The following is a 22,051-nucleotide window of genomic DNA, read 5'->3' as shown; positions in this document are numbered from 1 at the left end:
TTTTACAAGACTAAACTTTTTGTGCATTTTGAACAGAAATTTGTGCTTTTCTGGTCAATATCCTCAACATACGTTCCCGATCTCATAACACAATCAGGAACATGACAATGAATTAAACCAAAATTATGACCAAGTTCATGAATAATTTCTTTACAAAAACGATCCAACAGAAGATTTTCGTCAGCCTCGATACCATAATGTTCGTTATTTAATCTAAATAGCGAAGCAATACCACTTCTGCCTTTTAAATATGCCTGTCCAAAAATATATGTGAAAATTGGAATAAATAAATCAACATTAAATAATCCCAAAGTTTTTGAATCGTCAGTTGCATATTGTTTTTCAATAAACTGCAAAATTAGATTTGCGTTATATTGTCTTCTTGCCGAATCATAAAATTCGCTTAAATCAATATGCCCTTCTCTTATTTTTACAGGAACAAATAACTCTCTCTGAACATTATCTGCAACTTTCAAAAGAAAATCATCATCAAAGTATCCAAAAGAAATTAAAGTGATATTTTGCAGATTCATCAAACTATTATAATAAGTTATAAAATTACAAATCCGGGCTAAACTATTTTCACTTTGTCTTTTTACTTATTAAAAGATTTTAAGTTATATTTTTTAATTTTATTGTATAATGTTACTCTATCAACCTGTAATGCTTTAGCAGAACGCGAAATATTCCAATCGTATTTAATTAGAATCTGAGCAATATGACCTTTCTCTTGTTCATCAAGACTCTCAGCAGATATATTTAAAATATTTTTTTCAATTGGCAAATCTTTTAATGTAATTTTTTTTCCATTACCAATTACAATTGCTCTCTCTATCATATTTTCGAGCTCACGAATATTTCCCGGAAAATCAAATTCTTCTAAACGTTTTAATGCAGAACTATCAATTGGAATTACAGGCTTATTCATAGAAACACAATATTTTTTAATAAAATATTCAGTTAAAATCGGGATATCACCTGCTCTGTCTCTTAAAGGCGGAACATGAATATTAACAACGTTCAATCGATAATACAAATCTTCACGAAAAGTTCCCTCCTCTACCATTTGTTTTAAATTTCTATTTGTAGCACATAGTACTCTGAAATCAGAGGAAATTTCTTTATTCCCTCCCACACGCATAAATGTTTTACTTTCTAATACCCGTAACAATTCAACCTGCATTTTAGACGAAATTGTTGCAATTTCATCAAGAAATATTGTACCACTATCAGCCATTTCAAAACGACCTTTTCTATTGTACATAGCACCAGTAAAGGCTCCTTTTTCGTGTCCAAACAACTCACTTTCTAAAAGACTTTCAGTTAGAGCACCACAATGAACACTTACCAGCGGGAAATATTTTCTTGAAGAATTTGAATGAATTGCTTTTGCAATTAACTCTTTTCCCGTTCCGCTTTCTCCTGTAATAATAACTGAAGAATTAGATTGAGCAACACTTTCAACTTCACGAAGAACCTTTTTCATAGCTTCACTAATTCCAACTAAATCGTCAACATTTTCGAGACTTACGACTCTTTCTTTAAGTGTTTCATTCTCCTGTGCAAGTGATATTTGCTTAGCAGCATTACGTATAAGATGCGATAAATCATCAGGATCGAAAGGTTTCGTAACATAATCAAAAGCACCATCCTTAAGCGCTTGCACTGCGGTATCTACAGTTGCAAAGGCTGTTATAACAATTACTATTGAATCCTTTTTTAACAACTTTATTCTTCTGAGCATCTCAAGCCCATCCATACCCGGCATTTTAATATCTGCCAGTATAATATCAAAGTTTTGTGATTCAAGCTTTGACAAGGCAGTTTTTGCATTTTCTGCACATTCAACACGATAACCATCTTCAATGAACCAATCATAAAGAGACTCTCTTACAGATTCTTCATCGTCAACAATCAAAATTGAAATTTTCTTATTCATTTTTCTCAGGATTTTTTAGAGGAAATGTTATCGAAATTGTAGTTCCCTTGCCCAGTTCCGATTTTACCGATATCTTACCTTCATGACTTTGAACTATTCCATGCACTATTGCCAGACCTAAACCTGTGCCCCTTGCATTATGTTTTGAAGAAAAGAACGGATCAAAAATATGTGGTATATCTTCTGCTGAAATACCCGAACCGTTATCTATAAAATCAACAGTAATAATATCTTTATCAGAATTGCGAGTTCTAATTACTATCTCACCATTTTCTGAAACTGCCTCAGAAGCATTTACCAGAACTGCTATACATGCTTGCTTTATTTGATTTGGACTACAATAAACAGTATCTGTTGTTGCAGAGAAATCAATAAAAAAACCAATCTTTGCAATTTTCATAGAATGACTCATCAAATCATATGTATCCTGTAATAATTGATGCAAGCTTTTATCCTCAAAGAAATCCTGATCTTTTCTTGAAAAATCTAATAATCCTTTAACAATATCCCCACAACGTTTAGTTTCAGTTTCTATCATTTTCAGATGTTTCAAAACAGATTCCTTTTTTCCGGATTCAAATTCCTGATTTAATAATTGCTTTTGAACTAATTTTGTATAAATAAGAATACCTGATAGCGGATTATTAATTTCATGAGCAACAGAGAGTGATAACTTACCCAGTGAAGCAATCTTTTCTACATTTATTAATTCATTTTGAGCCTGACCCAACTCTTCAGATTTCATTCTAACTTTATATTCCAATTGTTGTGACCAGTTTTGCAATTCGTTATTAGCTTCCTGCAAACTATCAAGCATATCATTAAATGCTACCGACACCATCCTCATATCATCAAGCTGACTTGGATTAATTTCCAATCGTGTATTTCTATCACCTTTCGAAACTGCGTCACTGGCTTTAATCAACGCATTTAGTGGTTTTTTTATCCTTTTTCTTGTAAAGAAAATAAGAAATATAAGAAGTAATATTGTAGTTAATGTTGCTAATAAATAAAAATCTTTTGATGACTTTTCCAAAGTGTTATCAAGATCTTCTAAAGGAATTTTAATTACAAGTGAACCTAAAACTTTTTCATTTTGTTTATGAGCATGACAGGAACTTGTATAACATGACTTTTCGTTAAGAATCGGAGAATTAATAAGTAAATGCCTGTGATTATTATCATTTTGATTCATCTCACATTCGCTTTTAATTTCAATTACTTTATAGTAATTATCCTTTTCTGGCAACACAGACTTTATACTTTGATGACAATCTAGACAATTTGGATTGCTATGCCCAACCATATTTGCAGTAAAAGATGAATAAGCAAGATTCTCCTTACTATCATATAAATTCACTTCATCTATTCCCGACATTCTGTTGATAATATCAAGATTACTTTGTAAAGCATTTCTGTTATTCTCGAGCATGGAATGGTATAATGCACTTCTTACAAGCAATGCAGCATTAGCACCTCTTTGATGAATCAAACTTTTCATATATTCCTCGTTGACGGATCTGAAAATTATTCCAAATGAAACAAAAAGAAATATAGATAATACAGTAATAATGTATATTACACTACCATAAATTGACGATCTTAGCCTTAAATATTTTTTAAGTAATGGACTTTCGAAGAAATGTTTGAATTTTAAAGCCATTATGTTAATGTTTTACTAAAGGCTAATTTAAACAAAATATCACTAAATATGTTGAAATATTCTACTATTATACAACACATTACAAAAGCTAATAAAAAGTATAAGTAACAGTAGACTTTTTGTGGATTAATTTTACTTTATCTATCAATACTACATAACATAGCACATTAACTTAAAACACAATACACAGGATCATTGTTATTAAATTTATTTTCATTTAAGAAGCTTTTCTGAAAATCCTGCCAAACGACATCTGGTAATTCTGAAAGAGTATTATCAATAAGCTCTCCTCCGTCCTGTAATATAGCTAACGAAGGTTCATCCGAATATTTCTGTCCAATTTGTGCCAAAAAATCTTTAAACCGCTGAATTTCCATTTTTGACCAACGTGATGCTTCGTCAGATAAATAAAAATATCTGCTTTCTTCTTTCCATTTGGAAGGCTTAATTTTAAATATCCATCCTTTTCCATAAGGATCCTGATTTAACAATTCAGGACTTTCAATAAGTTGAACATTGGTTTTTATTACTACTCCCGAAATAGGTGAGGCAACGCTTAACAATTTATCACCTTTTATTATTTCAGTAATCAAATCGCCTTTGTTTATTGTTTCACCAGGTATTTTAAGGGTTCTTAATTTAACCTCACCCGTTGTATGTAATAAAAAATCATCTAATCCTACAGATGCATCTCCATTCTTTTCGAGAAAAGCCCATGTATGATTATTGTTATGAAAAACACCCTGTGGTATTTTAAGAATATCAAATGACAATATTCCCAAAACCTTTTTTATTTTTTTCGAAATTGATTTTTGTTTATTCAAAATAATCCAGAATGGAATTAATATCAGGAAAAATGTAATAATTGCAATATATTCGATTCCCTTGGTTTCAAATATATTTGAATAATTAAAATCGTTCATCTTTTTAAATTTTACTTTATTATTAAACTATTTTTGATCATTTACCCACACAGGCGAATCTCTTAAAACTGGCATTCTGTTAATAACCCACCTGAATATCCATATTTCCGTAAAAATCACTGCCAGTGTTACAACTAATTCCATCCATGTTGGGATATATCTTATTGCAGCATCCCAGCGAAAACCGATAACAGTTACATCAAGTCTATTTATTATAACACCTAGCATTGTTAAAATTGATGCTAACTTAACAGTAAAAACACTTCTCTTTTTGTAACTATAAACAAATAGCAACATTGGAAAAAGTACAAATCCCAACATCTCAACCATAAACCAATATCCCATTGGTGTTGCTAATAAATCCCAATGCTTTCCATGAATAAAAACAAGTAACTGCATAAAGAAATATGCAAACATTGCCCCGGCACATATTTTAGCTAGACCAAGAATTATCCCGTTTTGTGCCTGATGATTTTTTTCACTGATTTGTTTAAAAAACACTTTATGGCTTATTGATCCTTCAAATATCACCATTGACAGTCCTGCAAAAATACTTGAGACAAAAAACAGTATTGGAATAAACTCAGAATACCAAAGTGGATGAATCTTATCTTTTGCCATTAAATATAATGCACCCAATCCGGATTGATGCAATGTGGATAATGTTATACCAAATATTACTGCAGCTATTGTCATGCCTGAAAGTATTTTCCTTGCACGTTTTGCCCCAAGCCATTCAGCAACAGCAGGAGAAAACTCTATTAACTGAGCAATCATATATAAAAGAAAATGCCATGCGACAAGAAACAATACTGAACTTGTACCAAAACTATTTCCTATTATCGGATTAACAACATGCCATGGTCGACCTAAATCGAGCAACAAAGCACCCGCATAAAAAACATAAGCAAGAAAACCATTTAAAACAGTTACCCTGACAATAGAATGGTATTTATGCATATTTAAAATATAAACCATAAAAGTTAGAACATATGCACCACCTGCAAAAGCAACCCCAGTAACTACATCAAAGCCAATCCACAATCCCCACGGCACTTCTTGTGTAAGATTTGTTACAGAACCGATACCATGCATAAAACGAATTACTATTAATACTGCACCTGCAATAATTACCGGAATTGAAATTATATTAAAAGGAGTTAGCCATTTTCCTTTTGGCTTAAGTTCACTTAAAATAAACTTAAAAGTTGACTTACCCATATTATCTTTTGGTATAGACAAATCCTGATTATTCATTTTCTATATTGTTATTTAGTTTATTCTTTTTAGTAGCTTCATAAATACCTAATAGAAGTGGTGGTAACAATACAAATACAGAAGGAACAGAAAATAAGAATCCCTTTGACAATTCAGGATATGACTTATCCTGAAGATTTGTATTTAACCCGATTTCATTAAAAGGAACAGATGATAAATACATAAATGATGTGCCACCTGCAGTATGCTCTCCATAAATTTCGTTTATGTAAGTTTCAGGATTTTCAACTATTCTTTTTCTTGCTTCTGTAAGTAATTCCCGACGTGTTCCAAATTTTATAGCTTCGGCAGGGCAATTCTCTGCACAAACAGGCAGACCACCTTTTTCTATTTTCTCAAAACACATTGTACATTTTTCAATTTTTGGATTTGAACTATTATATTCAAATTTAGGAACATCAAACGGACAAGAGACCATACAATAACGACATCCCATACATTTATCGCCATTCCAAGTTACCGGACCTTCCTTACTTTTACTCATTGCCTTTGTTAAACATGCTGCAACACAAGAAGGTTCATTACAATGCATGCATTGTGTTTTAACATAAACCTCTCCTTTTGAGGTTTTGTAACAATTTACAACAGTTCGATGCTGCTCATCTGTTTTTCTATTAACACCTGGTTTTAATTCACCAACAGGAGCAGGTAAATGATGAGTTTCAGCGCACATTGTTTCGCAAGTCTGACAACCGACACATTTTGTTGAATCATAAAGTATCCCTTTAAATTCAACATCACTTACTTTATCTTTTTCGGCACTTAAAACATCTGATGCTAACAAAGTAAGTCCGGCTATTCCTGCTGTTTTAAAAAAATCTCTTCTGTTTATACCCATTTTTTTAATTATTAATAATTAATAAAAAATCAACTGTATATTATTTTGAAGTATTAATAAATTTCGTCTGAAATTCTTCCCATACCTCTGGCTCAAAATCGGCAAGAATATCTTCTTTAAGCTCCCCACCATCCTGTAAAACAATAGGAACAAATTCAGGATTATTCTTAGTTCCAACAGTAGATAAGAAATCTTTAAACCTTGCAAATTCGTATTTTAACCATTCCCTATACTTGTCGGACATTACAAGAAACTGCATATCCCTTAACCAGTTTGATGGTTCAATCTGATAAATCCAACCATTATTATATGGAGACGATTTTATAAGTGAACAATCTTCTTTAAGTAAATTGTTCTGAGACTTTACAGTCCCTGAAATCGGTGAATTTAGTGTTATTTGTTTTCCATATCTTATTAGTGTAATTAATGGCTCACCCTTCATTACTTTATCTCCAACATTTTTTAGCTTAACTTTGCTCAAATTCCCTGTTAAATGTGGAATAAAATCATCTACTCCAATTTTTACTTTACCATCTGCTTCCATAAAAGCCCAGGTGTGTGTCTTATCAAAATACAATCCTTTAGGAACAGATATCGATACCTCACTGAATAAACGACTTACATTTAAAAGTTCAGCAGGCAATCTGGATTTTTTTTTTCTGTTGTATCTTACAACTGCATCTACTGCGATACACATCACTATAAATGCTACGAAAATTAATATTACCATGATTTCTTTTTTATTATTTTGTTTTGAAATAGAGCTATTTCAATTACAATACCAATCGATGTATAATACTAAATATCTTGATATTACAAATATTATGTGCGAAAATTAAACACAATAATTGTATAATATATATACACTTTTTAATTAAATATTCCATACAAACTTGATTATATGCATATTATATGCTATGTTTAATTATTCAACATATGTTGTGTTTTTAAACAATGAATAAAATCAAATTACATATACTACTGAATATATTACATTTAAGTTAGTAGTTATTTATAATATAAATTCAGGAATTTTATTAAACATTATTTTGTGTATAATTAGTTTTCATATATCTGAAATAACGATTTTATCGTTTTACTTTTGATTTTTGCTAATAAAAATGAAATTTTATACAATCATCATAATTATTTTATTAAGCTTGTCAGAAATAAGTTTTTCTCAAAACTCATTTTTTTCTGATAAAGACTCAACCATTAAAATAAGATCAAATGTTTGCAAAATTCTTTACCGAGGGGATTCTACTTATCGTAAAGCATTTGTTGATTCATTAATGTATGCCGATTTCTGGGATACTATTCCTCAACCTAATTTCTGGGCAAAGCTTATGCATTTATCAGGCGACTCTGGATTTATGTCTGTAGCAAAAACGCGTCAAATTATTGACATAAATTCTGTAGCTTACTACTCAAATTTAAATGACGACCAAAAAAACAGCTATAGAGATAGCTTAAGAAAGGCATATGGGTTATCTGACTCCACAAGGTTATTTTTCACAACAGGTAAAAAATATTTTTATTCCTTTAAAACTGTAATTCCTAATATTGATCAGAGCATACCTGTTTTTATTGATAACAATGTCGATCCATGGTATGCACAATCAATATTATTAATAGAAAGTCCTAATAAATTACAGAAATCAAACGCCGGAGCATATGGTCCGTTCCAATTAATGAAATATGTGGCCAGAAAATACGGATTAACAATAAACAAAACTATTGATGAACGTAAAGATGTTAAACGTTCTGCCTACGCAGCATCAATGTTTATAAGCAAAGTATGTATTCCTACTGTTAAAAACATATTGGATAGCTTAAAAATATCTTATATTGAAAATGATCTTTGGTTTAGATTATTAGTAATGCATGTATATCATGCCGGTGGTGGCAATGTTCAAAATGTACTTTATATGATTAAACCTAAAGAAGGAGGTCTTCCACTTATTTACACTGTATGGAATACCGAATCAGGTTCATTCAGAAATGCCTCACAAAATTACTCACAGGTACTATTAGCTGCTCTGCGCGAATTTCATAGTCTTATTAAAAACGAGGCCGAATCTATACAATAAAGATTAAAAGATTATTTTCTTTTTGCATTTCCTCCACTACCATTTTTACCTGAATTTCTTCCACCATTAGAGGCTCGCGTAGGTTTTTGACCTTTCACACTGCTTGATCTTACTCTATTTGTCTTGTTTACATTGTTACCTGTTTTATTATTCACACTACCTCTATGCCCTTTATAGTTTTCATGATTTTTTTTGTATCTATTATTTACAATTACTGAAGTCTTTCTATGAGGTGTATATATCTTATGTGCAACAACAACTCTGTGCATTTTTACATGATGATAATAAGCATTATAATGATTACAATGTTGATAATGCCAACGCCATGAATGAGGCGTCCAAGGTTTCCAATATTTAGGATAATAATTCCAACTCCATGGCGAAACCCATACTATATATGCAGGAGAGTAAACAAACTGAACACATGGCCAAAACCAAATATTAACAACAGTTAAAACAGGCATACTATTGTAATTTGCTGGACCAGTTTTGCCCTTTACATCATCTTTTTCAGCAAACGGCTCTAAAATTATATTTTCACCATAAATTTCATTATCGCCAATAATCTGTAGTATTGCCGATTCGTTGCCATTTTTTTCGATCTCAATTACAGCAATATCCTGTGACTCAGTATTACTAATTGGAACCTGCAATACAATTGCATGTGAATTATCTTTTGTATTGTCAACTACTCTTACATAATCAACATTTCCATCACCATTAAGATCAAGGTTATTTACTGAATTATTCTCGGCATTAATTTTTTTCTCGAACTCTTCAAGTGATTTTGACTCTTTAAATAGTTCTAACGCTCCTTGTAAACTAAAATAATCACCTGGCAAACCTGTACTATCAGCAGTTTTTAAAGAATACTCCTGCTGTGCGAACAATAAATTTGTTGAAATTACCAGACTAATTAATAAAAGAATTTTTAAAGTTTTCATTTTATTTTTTTATTAAGTGATTTTATAAATTCTTATAAACATGATTGATTAAATCTGTTTTTTGATTTTTTAAAACATAAACCATACCTTTTTCATTGTATCTCGATAAAATATTTCACTTATATATTAAACTAATAACTAGCAATCCATTAGTAATTTGATTATGCAATTTTTATAAATCAAAAATGAGTAACTTTGTAATGAAAGATACAACAAATGAATTATAGAAATAACATATTATTATATTTAGTTCTAATATTCAGTCTGCTTTCTTGCAAAACCAACACTGAAGTAAATGGTTACAAGAAAACAGAAAGTGGCATTTATTTTAAATTACTTCAAATTGGCGAAAAATTAAAGAAACCAAAAAACGGAGACTATATAACAATGCACATTTTATATTATACTGGAAACGATTCTTTGTTTTTTGATGCAGTTAGAAGTATAAAATTCAAACCATCATCTTTTGCAGGAGAAATAAATGAATGTTTTGCAATGCTTGCAGAATCTGACAGTGCTTCTTTTTATATTAATGCAGATAACTTTTTTAATAAAACTTTATCAGCACCCCTACCAAAATTTTTACCTCCTTCAAGTTACATGAAAGTAAACATTAAAGTAATTTCTGTAAAAACAGCTAAACAATATCAAAAAGAAAAAGAGGAATTTTTAAGCTGGGTTTCTGATCTTGGAGAATATGAACAACTTGCACTTAAACACTTTATCGAAGAGGAACAAATAAATGTAAACCCATCTGAAAATGGAATTTACAGGATTGACATCGCTAAAGGAACAGGAAAGAAAGTTGAATTACGCGATACTGTTACCGTAAATTACGAAGGAAGGTTTTTAAATGGTAAAATCTTCGATAGTACTAAAAGAAGAAATGAACCTTTTCAATTTGTTTTTGGAACAGAAATGCAGGTTATAAAAGGACTTGAGGAAGCAATTGGAAGAATGAAACAAGGCGATCACGCATTATTTGTAATGCCTTCAAAAATGGCATTTGGTGAAAACGGATCATCTTCAGGTGCAATTCCTGCTTATACATCAGTGGTTTTCGATGTAGAATTATTAGAGGTAAAATAAGATTCATAAAATCATATTAACTTTATCAATTATTTTAAAACATTATATGTCTATAAAAACTGAACAAGAATTAAACACAAAAGTTATTTTAAGAGTTGCCGAGCTAATGGCTGTAGCTGCCAGAACTGCTCCAAAAGCAAGAGGAACTGACAATCTCGAAATAGCAATTATTACAGGCGATTCAATTAAAGAATTAGCAGAAAAAACAAATGAAATGGGAAAAAAGAATAAAATGGAATTTTTTATTCGCGATGCAGGAAATTTGAAAGAAGCTCAGGCTGTTCTGTTAATTGGAACTCACATTAAAACACAGGGAGTTAAAAATTGCGGTATGTGCGGCTTTAAAGATTGTTCGGCAAAGAAAAAACATGAAGATACTCCATGCGTTTTTAACACAAACGATTTGGGCATTGCCATTGGCTCAGCTGTTTCTGTAGCTGCTAATCACCATATCGACAACAGAGTTATGTTCAGTCTTGGTCAGGCCGCTATTAAGCTTGAGTTTCTTGGAAAAGGAATAAAAGTGGCTTTTGGTATTCCACTTTCAGCAACTGCAAAAAATCCATTTTTCGACAGACCGCCTGTAAAAATATAGGATTTAAAACTACTCAAATGAACAAAATACTTTTTTTAGATACTACACATCCTATACTGGTTAAAAAACTGGAAAGTTTTGGTTATATCTGCGACCATCAACTGACTTCTAATTATTCTGAAATTTCAAAAATCATTAACAATTATGTGGGCATTGTTATAAGAAGCAGAATAAAACTTGATAAAGAAATTCTTTCAAAAGCAACAAACTTAAAATTTATTGGAAGAGTTGGTGCAGGACTTGAAAGTATTGACACGGATTTTGCAAAATCTAAAAATATTGAATGCATTAACTCGCCTGAGGGGAGTCGTGATGCTGTTGGAGAACAAGCCACAGGATTATTACTTTCATTGCTAACAAATATCAATAAATCAAATGTAGAAATAAAAGAGGGCAAATGGCTTCGCGAAGAAAACAGAGGAACTGAGATTAAAGATAAAACAATTGGCATTATTGGATATGGCAATATGGGAAGTGCTTTTGCCAAGAAACTTTCCGGATTTGAACCAAATGTTATTTCATACGATAAATACAAAACAAATTACACAGATGGTTACACAAAAGAAGTAGGGCTCGAAGAAATTTTCGAACTTTCAGACATTGTTAGCATACATGTTCCCTTAACCGAAGAAACAAAATATATGGCTAACAATAAATTTTTTAATAAATTTAAAAAGAACATTTATTTAATAAATACATCACGAGGTCCTGTAGTTGAAACAGAAAGTCTCTTAAATGCAATTGACAATGGAAAAGTTCTAGGTGCAGGGCTAGATGTTATAGAATACGAAGAATCGTCATTTGACAAAATGGATTTAAATAATATGCCTGCAACATTTTATTATTTAATTAATAATCCAAAAGTTATAATAACACCACACACAGCAGGATGGACACATGAATCAAAAATTAAACTGGCAGAAATTCTTGCTAATAAAATTATTGACTTTTCTATAACAAATAAAATTATATCAGATAAATAACATGAGCATATTCAACGAAAACAATAAGATAATTGACATAGTTGAGCACGACAGTAATTTACTTTCAGTATTAAATCGCTTTGGAATTAAACTTGGCTTTGGCGATATTAATGTAAAACAAGCATGTATAAACAATAATATCGATGAAAATTTTTTCCTTGCAATATTAAACGTTTATCATAATGACAATTATTTTCCGGAACAAAAATTTGCAAACTTTAAGATAATCGATTTAATATCATATTTAATCGAGACTCATAAATTTTACAGAATGCATATATTACCTGAAATTGATAGATTATTTAATTTACTGAACACAACTAACAACGTTCACAAGGAACTCTTTTTACTTTTAGAAAAAATGTATACTAATTTTAAAACTGAATTTAATAATCATATCGAATACGAAGAAAAAAACATATTCCCAATGATAATAGAATTAAGTAAAAATGATAAAAATGCAAATACTAACAAAGCCAAATTATCAGAATTTAATTTTATCAATATTCATTCTCAGTTAGATGATAAAATAATTGACTTAAAAAACATTTTAATTAAATATTTACCACCTATTGAAGACACTTTTAATTGTAATGCATTTGCAATTGCAATCTTTAAATTTGAGAAAGACTTAAAAGATCATTCCAGAATAGAAGACAGAATCTTATATCCAAGAGTAAATCAGTTTTATAATCAATCAACAACAGACCATGTTGAATAACAATATTAACATACTGTTGTTTTTTAAATCTGACATTATCCTAAAAGGATTGAACAGTATCGTTAACAATTTAGGAATTGAACCGATTTTAATTAGAAACACCGAGGACTTTTTTGACTATCCCCATTTATTGGGAGATATTTTAATTATACTACCACAAAGTTTATATGATGAAAATATAAGTATTATTGAAAAACATTTTTCTAATTCAGCAAATATTAAATATTTATTTCTCAATGTTAGCAGCAACAACGACAACAATATAAATATAAATGACAGTTCTTCAATTATAGAATATAAGATTAAAGCATTAATCAGTTCTTTTAACGACCATAGCCAAAGTACAGGTTTACATGAACTAACAACCAGAGAAATTGAAGTATTAAAATTAATTGCATACGGCTATACAATAAAAGAAATTGCAAATAAATTAATAATTAGTAGTCATACTGCAATTTCTCACAGAAAAAACATCTCTGAAAAGACTGGAATTAAAACAATTTCCGGACTAACAATGTATGCAGTAATTAAACAAATTATAGCCATACAAGATATAAATACAGATAATCTTAAATAGAAAAATCCCAATTTTATGGGATTGTACACAGGGTTTTAGGAGTGTAATTTTGTATCGTATTAATAAAAAAAATTAAAACGATGAAAAAAATACTCTTTCTAAGCCTGTTTTTAAGTGCTTTAACAATTCATGCACAAGACCGTTTATTTACATATACATATCAAACTAATGTGCTAAATAAAGGACAAAAAGAATTAGAAGTATGGACAACAATGAAAAATGTTAGAGAAAACTTTTACCGTGCTTTTAATCATAAATTTGAATTTGAAGTTGGGCTTGGTTCAAAATTACAGACAGCATTTTATTTGAATTATGGATATTTATCAAGTATAAAAACCGACAATAATAATGAGTATTTAAATTCTGAAAACAGTTATAGCTTTGCTAATGAATGGAAATTAAAATTAACAGATCCTGTTGTTAATCCAATTGGTTCTGCATTATATTTAGAATATACACTTGGAACAGAAGAAACTGCTTTTGAAGGTAAAATTTTAATTGATAAACAAATCGGAAAAACCACTCAAGCCTTTAATATTGTTGGTGAATATGCAATTGTTAATGATTTTATAACAAATGATAGCTTAATTAATATTGAAAAAGAACATGAAATTAATTTAGAATTAATTTATGGATTTGCTTATAAACTTAATAAAAATCTTTCCATTGGTTTCGAATTATTTAATAAAAACAGAATCGAAGAAAATGAAATAAAATATGCTATTTTCTCAGCCGGACCATGCCTATCTTATAACATAGAAGGATTCTGGATAAACTTAACATATATGCCTCAAATAACAAATCTAAAAACAGGCTCAAAAGAATTACTAAAAAATGAATTAATGCAAACACGATTAATTTTCTCTTATGTATTTTAAATTATTTATATCCGCAATCATTATTTGCCTTACATTATCCAATTGTACTTCTAGCTTATACACTCCTAATGAAACAGATGCACAGTTGGCAAACACCTCACTTGATACATTATTAGTTGGCAGGAAATTATATATAAATAATTGCAGTAATTGCCATAATTTATATCTCCCAACAAATTACACCAATAGTGAATGGCAGTCTATAATGAATAATATGCAACAACAAGCTAAAATTGATGAAAAACAAAAAAATATTATAACAAAGTACCTAATAATAAAGAGTAAAAAATAATTTTTTATTTTTTAACATTTGTTAAGTTGTATTCTATCATAAGAATAAGAAATAATTCAATTTTTATTTATTATTTTTGCATTAGAGTACTTAAATTTAACTTATAAATTTCCAACTTGAAAAAAAACGAAGAGAATCTATCATCAATTCCCTTTCCTATCTTTATTGATAACTTTAAGTCAACATTGCATAAGGTATATAGTGAATTAGCAAATACAGACTATTTAATTTCAAAACGCGGAATCCCACCAACTGTATTAAGTGAGATTATGAGTTTAAATCCACTATCTGTAATAATTCCGAAAGAATTTGGAGGTCGAGGTGGTCGGATAGACGAAAACCTAATAATGACTTCAGCAGCAGCTTATGAATCGCTTGCATTTTCACTTACACTTGGTATTAATTCCGCATTATTTCTGCAACCTGTATCAAAATTTGCTAATCATGAAGTAAAAAAATCTGTTTTTAATGGATTTTTACATGAAAGGAAAATGGGAGGATTAATGATTACTGAACCTGATTTTGGAAGCGATGCATTAAATATGAGAACTTTTTTCACAAAAAATGAGAATTATTTTCATTTACAGGGAACCAAACATTGGGCAGGACTAACAGGTTTTGCAGACTATTGGCTACTTTCGGCACGTGAACAAACAGAAAACGGACAATTAAAACGTGATATTGATTTTTTTATTTGTGATAGAAATAGCCCGAACCAGGAAATTATAGTTGAGGAATACTTTGATAATCTTGGCTTACATCATATCCCATATGGAAGAAATCGCATTGATGTAAAAATACCACACAATCAAAGGCTTGAACCAAAAACTACAGGAATTAATATTTTACTTGACACCCTACACAGAAGTCGACTTCAATTTCCTGCAATGGGATTAGGATTTATTCAACGAATGATGGATGAAGCGATAAATCATTGCAAACAACGTTCAATTGGTGGAAAAAGTTTGTTTAATTACGATCAGGTACAATACCGACTTGCTAAGCTACAGTCATATTTTACAATTTGTTCTTCTATGTGTGCATACAGTAGTAAAAATGCTGGTTTAGAAAATGATCTTTCTACTTGTGGAATTGAAGCCAATTCATTTAAAACAATTGCTACTGACATGATGCAGGATGCTGCTCAATCTCTGGTACAATTAGTTGGTGCAAAAGCATACCGTTATAGTCATATTGGTGGTCGAGGTATAATTGATAGCAGACCATTCCAAATTTTTGAAGGTTCGAATGATATTTTATATGCACAAATATCTGAAGGCGTTTTAAAGCAAATGAAACAAACAAGTATAACAAATTTTTATAAATTTTTCAATAATTTCAGATTCACTAAACAGGCATCAAATTACATAAAAGACCTTATAAACTTTGAAGTTAACTTACAGTTACCACAACGAAAACAAATTGAATTAGGTAAAATAATCAGTCGCATTGTAGCAGTTGAAATTGTAATTGAACTTGGTAATACTGATTTCAGGCAAGATCTTATTACTAATACAATTTCAATGTTACATACAGAAATATCTGGTTTAATGGGTAATTTTAAACAAATGGAATTTACAAATGTAATAGAAGATTACCAGCAAAATAGTTCATGGTACAAGTAAAATAAAAATAACAGCTAATACAACTACTTTGCTTCTTCTATCTTTACTCTTTGTTTTTTTATAGGCTCATTCTTGATAAGTAATAACAACTTATTAAATTTAACTCTGTTAACAGCTACATAAGTAGCATGATCTAAAACATCTATTAATCCAATATCATCTTTTTGTAATTTACCTTTTTGCATAAGTAAACCAACAACATCCATCTTAGAAATTTTTTCTTTTTTACCTGCTCCTATGTATAATGTTACCCATAAAGTTTTATCAGGTAGCAATGCTATATCAGGTAATTTTTCGGTCTCAGGAACTTCTTTAATAAATGCAGGTAATGTTTCTTTAGTACTTATTATCAGATATGTTGTTCCGGACGCATGCATTCTCGCTGTACGTCCATTTCTATGAGTAAAAATACTTTCTGTAGCAGGAATATTAAAATGGATAATACTTTCTATTTCCGGAATATCCAAACCACGTGAAGCAAGATCAGTTGTTACTAATATTCTATAGCTTCCATTTCTGAATTTGATTAGTGTTCGTTCACGTAAATTCTGATCTAAACCACCATGAAAAACATTATTTGGCAATTTTTTCTCCCAAAGCAAGCTGCTTATTTCATCAACTGTTTGCCTTTGATTACAAAAAATCAGAGTCGATTTATTTCCAACTTTACACACAAGTTTAAACAATGTATTAAGCCTTTCCTCAACAGTTGTAGGCACTACTTTTACTTTTAAATTATCTGGAGTTTCAGTCAACAAAAAGTCTAATGTTACAGGATTTTCAAACCCGATAAATTCCTGTACTTCTAATGCCTTTGTTGCAGATGTTAAAATTCGTTTTGACAAACTATTTGTTTTAGAAAATATAAAAGACATATCATCCTTAAAACCAAATTCAAGGCATTTATCATATTCATCAAGAACTAAAATTTTAATATCTGATGTATTAATTCTTCCATTTCTTATATGATCAGAAATTCGTCCGGGAGTACCAATTAACACAGCAGGTGGTTCACTCAGATTATTTTTTTCTACCTGAATATCATGCCCTCCGTAACAACAATTAACCTTAAACCCAGTAGTCATCGACTTAAACACCTGTTCAATCTGCAAAGAAAGTTCGCGAGAAGGGGATAAAATTAAAGCCTGAATACCAGTTTTTGAATTATCAAGTAGTTTAAATATTGGCAAAAGAAATCCCAACGTTTTACCTGAACCGGTTGGTGCTAACATTACAACATTTGCTTCGCTTTCGATAGCCTGCAAAGCACTTTTTTGCATTTCATTAAGAGCTGTTATTTTAAGGTTCTTAAATATTTTTTCTAATGCTGATTGAAAAGCTGTCATTAATTTAATGTAATTTATTGCATGCAAATAATTCGCATTACGCAAATGTACGCATTTAAAAAATATCTTATATTTGATTAATATGTTTTATCTTTGGTTATCAAAACTATAAACTTCATTCAAAAATGAAAAAATATTTATTAACTACATTAGCAATTGTACTATTTGGTTTCTACTCAAAGGCTATACATGTTACTGAGGAAAAAGCAAATAAAGTTGCACAGACATTTTTCAAGGCTCAGACAAAGAACAATACATGTAACATTAATGATGTATATGCTGAAAAAATTAACAATGTGACCACATTTTATGTGTTTTCATTTTTACCAAATGGTTTTGTAATTGTTTCAGCTGATGATAATGTAAAACCTATTCTTGCATATTCTGTTACCGGTTGGTTCGATAAAAACAATATTCCACCACAGGTTAAAGAATGGATAGGACAATACTCAGCATACATATATGATGTTACTACTCAGAAAAAACAAAATTCTATAAATTTTGCTTCATGGAATAATATTTTATCAGGAAACTGCAAAGAATCCAAATATATTGTAACACCCCTTTGTACAACTACATGGGATCAGGGTTGTTTTTACAATGAACTTTGTCCGGCTGATACCTTAGGTCCCTGCGACCACTCTGTAACAGGATGTGTGGCAACTGCAATGGCAATGGTAATGAAATTCTGGAATTATCCAATAAAAGGTACTGGCACTCATTCCTATACTTCATTCTGGTATGGTAATCAAACTGCAAATTTTGGTACAACAACATATAACTGGGCTTCTATGCCTGATAATGTAACTGCAATAAATCCAGCTGTTGCTACACTTATGTACCATTGCGGTGTTTCTGTTGATATGGATTACGCTTCTACTACGTCTGGATCAAATTTATATTTTTCAAAAACTGCATTACCTACATATTTTAAATATTCTAACAATATTGAGTTCGTATATAAACTTAATTATACAGATTCAAGTTGGATTGAGTTGTTAAAATCTGAGCTTAATTCAGGCAGACCAATATTATATCAGGGACGTATACCAACACTACCTGTTGGACATGCATTTGTATGTGACGGTTATGACAGTAATAATTTTTTTCATTTTATATGGGGACAAGGTGCAGGATATGAAGGTTATTACGAAATGGGAAATATGATTTACAACACTGCTAACGAAGCTGTTATTAAAATAATGCCCATTGTTTCGTGTGATGTTGCATTAAGAAATTACATTTCACCTGTATCATCAACTTTCCTAACACCTTCCAGAATAAAAGTAAAAATATCAAATTATGACAGTTTACCTCTTAACAACATACCAATTTCCTATTCTATTGATGGCAATTCTCCTGTTACTGAAATTATAAATACTCCTTTAGCTGCATTGTCTGATACGGTTTATGAGTTTATTCAACCATTTGACTTTAGTCAAAATCCAGGACATTTTTACAATGTGAAAATTTATTCATCCCTTGCTTGTGATAGTTATAATAATAATGATACTATTACTACATTAATTGAAAATGTTGCATGCACTACACCTCCTTATTCAACAGGATTTGAACCTACCGAGAATTTAAACGGATGGCTGATTAATGACATTAACAACGATGGGAATAAATGGAATTACGGTGTTGGCGGAAACATCCTACCAACTTGTGCTTATTATAATGGTGGCACATCACAAGCAAATGACTGGATTATTTCAAAATGTATGGAGCTTGAAAGTAACAAAATGTATAAGTTATCATACTACTATAAAGGAACAGCAACATACTGGCCTCAAAAGTTAAAAATATTTATCGGTAATCAGCAAAATGTTGCAAGCATGACAACTTTATTAACAAATGACTCAAACATAATTAACACAGAATATATTAAAAAAGAAATTTTCTTTACAATTCCTTTGTCAGGCAGCTACTATATCGGATGGTTCTGCAACAGTGATGCAGACATGTACAATCTTGCGATAGATGACATTAACATATCTGAACAAAGTGCAATAAATGTTGGATTAGTTTCAACATCTTTACAAAACGAAAGCTGTAACTTACAACAAGAAAACATTGAGATCTTAATAAAAAACTATTGTTCTACTATACTTAATAATATTCCTATTAGTTTTTCACTTAACGGAGGAACTCCGGTTACTGAAATCATAACAACCCCAATTCCAGTTGGTGGAACAATTAACTATACGTTCACTAACACTATCGACTTATCCGGAAACGGACTACATAATGTTAAAATATTTACTTCATTATTAAATGATACAATTTTTAATAACGATACAATTAATATAAATATCACCAACCATACAAGTATAACTCCTGTTTATACAATGGGATTTGAACCTTCTGACGATTTTAGCGGTTGGAAAATACTTAATAACAATAACGATGCATATAAATGGAATATTATTAATACAGGAGGAAGAACTCAACCTTACTGTATCCGTTATGATTACAGCTCATGGCTACCTGCAAATGACTGGTTTGTTTCATCATGTATAAGTTTGTCTGCATCTCAAATTTATAAAGTTAGTTTTTGGTATAAAGCTGAGGCTTCTCAATGGCCAGAGAAACTAAAAGTGTTTTTAGGAAGTGGTCAGGATACAAGTTCATTAAATACTTTACTACTCGATTTTCCTAACATTATAAACACAAACTACCAATATGCAGAGAGAATATTTACAGTTCCTTCAGACGGATTATACTATCTAGGCTGGGACTGCTATAGCGAAGCAGTAATGTTTAACTTATACGTTGATGATATTTTAATTGATGTTATGATAACAGATATTAAAGAATCTAATAGTTCAGAATATACTATTTTCCCGAATCCATTTAAAAATGAACTTAGAATAGAAAACTCAAGTACAACTAATGAGAAAATCAATTATGAAATTTCAGACCTTAGTGGGAAAATAATTCAACAACTAAGTTCAATTAGTAAAAAAGTAACAATCTTAACAAATTATCTCAACAAAGGAATTTATATCCTTAAAATCACCTCAAATAATGGCGTAATTGTAAAAAAAATAATTAAAGATTAAATGTTTACTATACATTAGTAAACTTATTTAAGTTGATTTCCTGAGATGAATTTACAAAAAAATAATGAGGTTAACAGAGTGGTTTTGATGGCAGTTACCATGGTGTCAAATTTTTTAAATCCACTTATGGGTGCCGCTGTAAATGTTGCTTTACCAAAAATAAGCGAAGATTTCGCATTAAATGCCGTAGCAATGAGCTGGGTAACTATGGCTTTTTTACTGGCATCGGCAGTGTTTTTAGTCCCACTTGGAAAAATTGGCGATATGTGGGGGCGAAAAAAAATGTTTTTATATGGAAACATCTTTTTTACTATTGCTACATTTATGTGTGCTTTATCATTTTCAGGTTCCTTTTTAATAATATCCAGATTATTGCAGGGAATAGGCAGCGCAATGATGTTCAGTACAAGCATGGCAATTGTTATCTCTGCATTTCCTCCACAAGAAAGAGGTAAAGTAATCGGATTAAATGTTTCTGCAGTATATGTTGGATTATCTGCTGCTCCAATAATTGGAGGTATTCTTACAGAAACATTAGGCTGGAGTAGCTTGTTTTACATAAATGCAATAGCTTCATTAATTATAACTTTTGTTATAATATTTAAAATAAAATCAGAATGGGTCGAAGCAAAAAATGAAAAGTTTGATTGGCTTGGAACACTAATCTATATGCCATCAATGACATCATTAATGTATGGGTTTTCCAAACTTCCTACAACTTCTGCAATTTTCTTCACTATTGCAGGAATAATTGGAATTATTGTATTTGTTTTTATAGAATTAAAAAATCCATTTCCGGTTTTAAACATGAAATTATTTTTTAAAAACAAAATCTTTGCAAGCTCTAATTTATCAGCATTAATAAACTATGCAGCAACATTTGCAGTAAGTTTTGTTTTAAGTTTATATTTACAATATGCAAAACATTTAACGCCAAAAGAAGCAGGTTTAATTCTAATTACCCAACCAATACTAATGGCACTTGTTGCAATATATTCGGGTAAATTATCAGATAAAATTAATCCTCGTTGGTTAGCTTCTTCAGGAATGGCATTAAGTGTATTTGGATTATTAATGCTTGTTTTTTTAGAAAAGGACACTTCCCAGACTTTTATAATTTCTGCTCTTGCAATACTTGGAGTTGGCTTTGGCTTATTTTCATCTCCAAATACAAATATGGCAATGAGTTCAGTTGAAAGAAAATT

Annotated in this window: 20 protein-coding genes; 11 read left to right on the top strand and 9 right to left on the bottom strand. The window is 30.4% G+C overall.

Going from position 1 to position 22,051, the window contains the following annotated elements; genetic code table 11:
- Window positions 1-2: 2 nt before the first annotated feature.
- From HY951_00510 to HY951_00480, 7 genes are all read right to left on the bottom strand, one after another.
- The gene (locus tag HY951_00510) at window positions 3-533 is read right to left on the bottom strand and encodes an archaemetzincin family Zn-dependent metalloprotease (protein MBI5538514.1); all 531 of its coding nucleotides are present in this window, start codon (window positions 531-533) and stop codon (window positions 3-5) included.
- Between the two features lie 62 nt (window positions 534-595).
- Window positions 596-1,939 (bottom strand): sigma-54-dependent Fis family transcriptional regulator, encoded by a 1,344-nt coding sequence (locus HY951_00505; protein ID MBI5538513.1) that lies wholly within the window; start codon window positions 1,937-1,939, stop codon window positions 596-598.
- Window positions 1,932-3,602 (bottom strand): HAMP domain-containing protein, encoded by a 1,671-nt coding sequence (locus HY951_00500; protein ID MBI5538512.1) that lies wholly within the window; start codon window positions 3,600-3,602, stop codon window positions 1,932-1,934. The genes HY951_00505 and HY951_00500 overlap by 8 nt, the downstream gene beginning before the upstream one ends.
- Window positions 3,603-3,769: 167 nt before the next feature.
- A complete protein-coding gene (locus tag HY951_00495) occupies window positions 3,770-4,525 on the bottom strand; it encodes a glycine cleavage system protein H (GenBank protein ID MBI5538511.1) in 756 nt (251 codons plus the stop codon).
- Window positions 4,526-4,552: 27 nt separating this feature from the next.
- Entirely contained in the window at window positions 4,553-5,782 is a 1,230-nt protein-coding gene (gene nrfD / locus HY951_00490; protein ID MBI5538510.1) for a polysulfide reductase NrfD, read from the bottom strand.
- Window positions 5,775-6,641 carry a 4Fe-4S dicluster domain-containing protein gene (locus HY951_00485; GenBank protein ID MBI5538509.1) on the bottom strand — a complete coding sequence of 289 codons (867 nt, stop codon included), beginning with the start codon at window positions 6,639-6,641 and terminating at the stop codon, window positions 5,775-5,777. Before HY951_00485 ends, nrfD begins: the two co-directional genes overlap by 8 nt.
- A gap of 40 nt (window positions 6,642-6,681) precedes the next feature.
- Window positions 6,682-7,371 carry a hypothetical protein gene (locus HY951_00480; GenBank protein ID MBI5538508.1) on the bottom strand — a complete coding sequence of 230 codons (690 nt, stop codon included), beginning with the start codon at window positions 7,369-7,371 and terminating at the stop codon, window positions 6,682-6,684.
- Window positions 7,372-7,762: 391 nt separating this feature from the next.
- Here HY951_00480 and HY951_00475 point away from each other — a divergent pair, with 391 nt between their 5' ends.
- A complete protein-coding gene (locus HY951_00475) occupies window positions 7,763-8,731 on the top strand; it encodes a transglycosylase SLT domain-containing protein (protein ID MBI5538507.1) in 969 nt (322 codons plus the stop codon).
- Window positions 8,732-8,742: 11 nt separating this feature from the next.
- On the opposite strand, the gene HY951_00470 is transcribed toward HY951_00475, so the two are convergent.
- Entirely contained in the window at window positions 8,743-9,675 is a 933-nt protein-coding gene (locus HY951_00470; GenBank protein ID MBI5538506.1) for a hypothetical protein, read from the bottom strand.
- A gap of 216 nt (window positions 9,676-9,891) precedes the next feature.
- Here HY951_00470 and HY951_00465 point away from each other — a divergent pair, with 216 nt between their 5' ends.
- The 8 genes from HY951_00465 (at window position 9,892) to HY951_00430 (ending at window position 16,435) form a co-directional block, all read left to right on the top strand.
- The gene (locus HY951_00465) at window positions 9,892-10,764 is read left to right on the top strand and encodes an FKBP-type peptidyl-prolyl cis-trans isomerase (protein MBI5538505.1); all 873 of its coding nucleotides are present in this window, start codon (window positions 9,892-9,894) and stop codon (window positions 10,762-10,764) included.
- Window positions 10,765-10,810: 46 nt separating this feature from the next.
- Complete coding sequence (locus HY951_00460; protein ID MBI5538504.1) at window positions 10,811-11,359, top strand: ferredoxin; 549 nt, start codon at window positions 10,811-10,813, stop codon at window positions 11,357-11,359.
- A gap of 17 nt (window positions 11,360-11,376) precedes the next feature.
- Window positions 11,377-12,342 (top strand): hydroxyacid dehydrogenase, encoded by a 966-nt coding sequence (locus HY951_00455; protein MBI5538503.1) that lies wholly within the window; start codon window positions 11,377-11,379, stop codon window positions 12,340-12,342.
- Window position 12,343: 1 nt separating this feature from the next.
- Window positions 12,344-13,063 (top strand): hemerythrin domain-containing protein, encoded by a 720-nt coding sequence (locus HY951_00450; protein MBI5538502.1) that lies wholly within the window; start codon window positions 12,344-12,346, stop codon window positions 13,061-13,063.
- Complete coding sequence (locus HY951_00445; protein ID MBI5538501.1) at window positions 13,053-13,640, top strand: helix-turn-helix transcriptional regulator; 588 nt, start codon at window positions 13,053-13,055, stop codon at window positions 13,638-13,640. Before HY951_00450 ends, HY951_00445 begins: the two co-directional genes overlap by 11 nt.
- Window positions 13,641-13,720: 80 nt before the next feature.
- Complete coding sequence (locus HY951_00440; protein ID MBI5538500.1) at window positions 13,721-14,518, top strand: hypothetical protein; 798 nt, start codon at window positions 13,721-13,723, stop codon at window positions 14,516-14,518.
- On the top strand, window positions 14,508-14,810 hold the full coding sequence (locus tag HY951_00435; GenBank protein MBI5538499.1) for a hypothetical protein: 303 nt from the start codon (window positions 14,508-14,510) through the stop codon (window positions 14,808-14,810). Before HY951_00440 ends, HY951_00435 begins: the two co-directional genes overlap by 11 nt.
- Window positions 14,811-14,956: 146 nt before the next feature.
- Window positions 14,957-16,435: an acyl-CoA/acyl-ACP dehydrogenase gene (locus tag HY951_00430; protein ID MBI5538498.1), complete on the top strand. Its 1,479-nt coding sequence runs from the start codon at window positions 14,957-14,959 to the stop codon at window positions 16,433-16,435.
- Between the two features lie 23 nt (window positions 16,436-16,458).
- On the opposite strand, the gene HY951_00425 is transcribed toward HY951_00430, so the two are convergent.
- The gene (locus tag HY951_00425) at window positions 16,459-17,781 is read right to left on the bottom strand and encodes a DEAD/DEAH box helicase (GenBank protein MBI5538497.1); all 1,323 of its coding nucleotides are present in this window, start codon (window positions 17,779-17,781) and stop codon (window positions 16,459-16,461) included.
- Between the two features lie 125 nt (window positions 17,782-17,906).
- On the opposite strand from HY951_00425, the gene HY951_00420 reads away from it, so the two are divergent.
- Both HY951_00420 and HY951_00415 read left to right on the top strand, forming a co-directional pair.
- Window positions 17,907-20,846, top strand: coding sequence for a thiol protease/hemagglutinin PrtT (locus HY951_00420; GenBank protein MBI5538496.1), 2,940 nt, complete (start codon window positions 17,907-17,909; stop codon window positions 20,844-20,846).
- A gap of 45 nt (window positions 20,847-20,891) precedes the next feature.
- A partial coding sequence (locus HY951_00415) for an MFS transporter (protein ID MBI5538495.1) occupies window positions 20,892-22,051 on the top strand: 1,160 nt, incomplete at its 3' end.

This window comes from Bacteroidia bacterium, from assembly GCA_016218155.1.
In the GTDB taxonomy this organism is placed as follows: domain Bacteria; phylum Bacteroidota; class Bacteroidia; order Bacteroidales; family GWA2-32-17; genus GWA2-32-17.
The sequence above is the reverse complement of the archived record's forward strand: the minus strand, read 5'-3'. Positions and strand labels throughout refer to the sequence as shown.

What these genes read in the sequence shown, in the direction of transcription:
- HY951_00425 (MBI5538497.1), bottom strand. Translation starts at nt 17,781, where the DNA reads ATGACAGCTTTTCAATCAGCATTAGAAAAAATATTTAAGAACCTTAAA.
- HY951_00440 (MBI5538500.1), top strand. Translation starts at nt 13,721, where the DNA reads ATGAAAAAAATACTCTTTCTAAGCCTGTTTTTAAGTGCTTTAACAATT.
- HY951_00470 (MBI5538506.1), bottom strand. Translation starts at nt 9,675, where the DNA reads ATGAAAACTTTAAAAATTCTTTTATTAATTAGTCTGGTAATTTCAACA.
- HY951_00460 (MBI5538504.1), top strand. Translation starts at nt 10,811, where the DNA reads ATGTCTATAAAAACTGAACAAGAATTAAACACAAAAGTTATTTTAAGA.
- HY951_00500 (MBI5538512.1), bottom strand. Translation starts at nt 3,602, where the DNA reads ATGGCTTTAAAATTCAAACATTTCTTCGAAAGTCCATTACTTAAAAAA.
- HY951_00455 (MBI5538503.1), top strand. Translation starts at nt 11,377, where the DNA reads ATGAACAAAATACTTTTTTTAGATACTACACATCCTATACTGGTTAAA.
- HY951_00465 (MBI5538505.1), top strand. Translation starts at nt 9,892, where the DNA reads ATGAATTATAGAAATAACATATTATTATATTTAGTTCTAATATTCAGT.
- HY951_00510 (MBI5538514.1), bottom strand. Translation starts at nt 533, where the DNA reads ATGAATCTGCAAAATATCACTTTAATTTCTTTTGGATACTTTGATGAT.
- HY951_00435 (MBI5538499.1), top strand. Translation starts at nt 14,508, where the DNA reads ATGTATTTTAAATTATTTATATCCGCAATCATTATTTGCCTTACATTA.
- HY951_00505 (MBI5538513.1), bottom strand. Translation starts at nt 1,939, where the DNA reads ATGAATAAGAAAATTTCAATTTTGATTGTTGACGATGAAGAATCTGTA.
- HY951_00485 (MBI5538509.1), bottom strand. Translation starts at nt 6,641, where the DNA reads ATGGGTATAAACAGAAGAGATTTTTTTAAAACAGCAGGAATAGCCGGA.
- HY951_00495 (MBI5538511.1), bottom strand. Translation starts at nt 4,525, where the DNA reads ATGAACGATTTTAATTATTCAAATATATTTGAAACCAAGGGAATCGAA.
- nrfD (MBI5538510.1), bottom strand. Translation starts at nt 5,782, where the DNA reads ATGAATAATCAGGATTTGTCTATACCAAAAGATAATATGGGTAAGTCA.
- HY951_00420 (MBI5538496.1), top strand. Translation starts at nt 17,907, where the DNA reads ATGAAAAAATATTTATTAACTACATTAGCAATTGTACTATTTGGTTTC.
- HY951_00445 (MBI5538501.1), top strand. Translation starts at nt 13,053, where the DNA reads ATGTTGAATAACAATATTAACATACTGTTGTTTTTTAAATCTGACATT.
- HY951_00480 (MBI5538508.1), bottom strand. Translation starts at nt 7,371, where the DNA reads ATGGTAATATTAATTTTCGTAGCATTTATAGTGATGTGTATCGCAGTA.
- HY951_00450 (MBI5538502.1), top strand. Translation starts at nt 12,344, where the DNA reads ATGAGCATATTCAACGAAAACAATAAGATAATTGACATAGTTGAGCAC.
- HY951_00475 (MBI5538507.1), top strand. Translation starts at nt 7,763, where the DNA reads ATGAAATTTTATACAATCATCATAATTATTTTATTAAGCTTGTCAGAA.